This is a genomic window from Nocardia barduliensis, from assembly GCF_013315795.1.
GTDB classification, from domain to species: Bacteria; Actinomycetota; Actinomycetes; order Mycobacteriales; family Mycobacteriaceae; genus Nocardia; species Nocardia barduliensis.
On the sequence record NZ_JABLTE010000271.1, the window covers coordinates 1 to 966 of the forward strand.

Consider the following 966-nt stretch of genomic DNA (forward strand, 5'->3'; position numbering starts at 1 on the left):
GGCCGGAGGCATCCTGGCCACCAGCGCCGGCCCCATCATGAACGCCGTCGTCACCGGAGGCTCCTGATGGCCTCCAACAACTCGAACTCCGTGCTCGCGCATCAGGATTGGAGTCCGCTGGCGGCCTCACCGCCCGGCAGCACGATCCTGCCGAGGCAGGTACTCGAACCTCTGGCCCAGCTGCTGGGGTATCTGGCCTGGTGCGTGCTGCTGTTGTGCATCGCGCGCGCGATCTGGGTGGGCGGGCTGCTCGCGATCCGCACCTACCGCGAGGAAAGCGTCGAAGGGCTGCTCGGCGCCCTGCTCGGCGCGGCCCTGCTCGGCACCGCCAGCTCCCTGGCCCTGGCCGTCATTCCGCGGTGACCACCATGCCCACGACACCGACACCCCCGCACCCCGACCGACTCCCGCGCTGGGCCGCGACCGCCGTCCTGGCTTTCACCGGCCTCCTGGCCGCCGCCGCTCTACTCGCCTGCGGCACCGACGCCACCGAACCCACCCGCGCCCCGGCCGCCGCGAGCGACACCCTCACCCCGCCGACCGGGCTGCGATGGCAGCCCTTCCAAGGCGTCGACCTGCCCGTCACCGACCAAGGCCCCCACCGTATCGACGGTGCCGTCGCCGCCGGGTTCGACCACTCACCCGCAGGTGCCGCCGTCGCCGCGACGCAGGCGACGGTGCGGGCCTCGATCGCCACCGACACCCAATGGCCCCAGGTCGGCGCGCACATGCTCGCCCCCGGTGCGGGCCGTGACGGCTGGGCAGTGGCGCGCGCGCAGATCTCGATCACCGCCCCCGTCGCCGAGGGCGCCCCGCGCCTGCTCGGCTACATCGTCACCCGCTACAGCCCCGAGGCCGCCGACGTCGAGATCTACAGCCTGCACCCGGACAACTCGGTGACCCGCAACCGCGCCGCCGTGCTGTGGCAATACGAGGACTGGCGCCTGGACCTGCCCGCCCCCGCCG

The 966-nt window shown here is 73.5% G+C and carries 2 protein-coding genes; both read left to right on the forward strand.

What is annotated here, in order from left to right; translation table 11 throughout:
* Positions 1 to 66 precede the first annotated feature (66 nt).
* Positions 67 to 363: a hypothetical protein gene (locus HOV91_RS39140; protein WP_051047471.1), complete on the forward strand. Its 297-nt coding sequence runs from the start codon at positions 67 to 69 to the stop codon at positions 361 to 363.
* A 5-nt stretch (positions 364 to 368) separates the two neighbouring features.
* The coding region (locus HOV91_RS39145; protein ID WP_174190192.1) for a DUF8175 domain-containg protein at positions 369 to 966 on the forward strand (598 nt) is incomplete at its 3' end.

Bases quoted from the DNA above. Each gene is read 5' to 3' on its own strand.
- HOV91_RS39140 (WP_051047471.1), top strand. From the start codon at position 67: ATGGCCTCCAACAACTCGAACTCCGTGCTCGCGCATCAGGATTGGAGT.